This is a genomic window from Aquicoccus porphyridii (assembly GCF_008369105.1).
In the GTDB taxonomy this organism is placed as follows: Bacteria; Pseudomonadota; Alphaproteobacteria; order Rhodobacterales; family Rhodobacteraceae; genus Aquicoccus; species Aquicoccus porphyridii.
Map to the genome: position 1 here is coordinate 1 of NZ_VINQ01000108.1, position 485 is coordinate 485.

Below are 485 nucleotides of genomic sequence, written 5' to 3' on the forward strand. Positions count from 1 at the left end.
AGGTAATGGGCCAGGGCCCGCAGGTCCTCGTCCGACTGCTTGGCCAGGCCTTCGCCGACCACTGGCGCCATCGGCCCGCTGGCGACCCCGTGGTAGGCCGAATAGCCGTGGCGGAGGTAGGCGTAGAGGGCCTCCTCGCTCCAGGCGATGGGCGCCGGCGAACTGGCGTTCAAGGCTGGCGCGGTCCAGCCCTCCGCCTCGCCGCCGGCGAAGTGCGCGCTGCCGGACTTTTCCGCGCCGAGCGCATTGCGCGGCGAGTGGCAGGCGCTGCAATGGCCGAGGCCTTCGGCGAGATAGGCGCCGCGGTTCCATTGCTGGTTGCGCGTCGGCTCGTCGCGGTAGGCGCCGGGCTCCAGGAACAGCAGGTTCCAGCCGGCCATCAGCTGGCGTTGGTCGAAGGGGAACGGCAGCTGGTTGGCAGGCGTTTCGCTGTGCACCGCCGGCTGGCTCATCAGGTAGGCGTACAGGGCCTTCAGGTCTTCGTC

Annotated in this window: 1 protein-coding gene; it reads right to left on the reverse strand. The window is 70.3% G+C overall.

Features of this window, described 5'->3' with window-relative positions:
* Nucleotides 1-485, reverse strand: a 485-nt coding sequence (locus FLO80_RS23785; protein ID WP_149187139.1) for a c-type cytochrome, incomplete at both ends; no start/stop codon positions are given.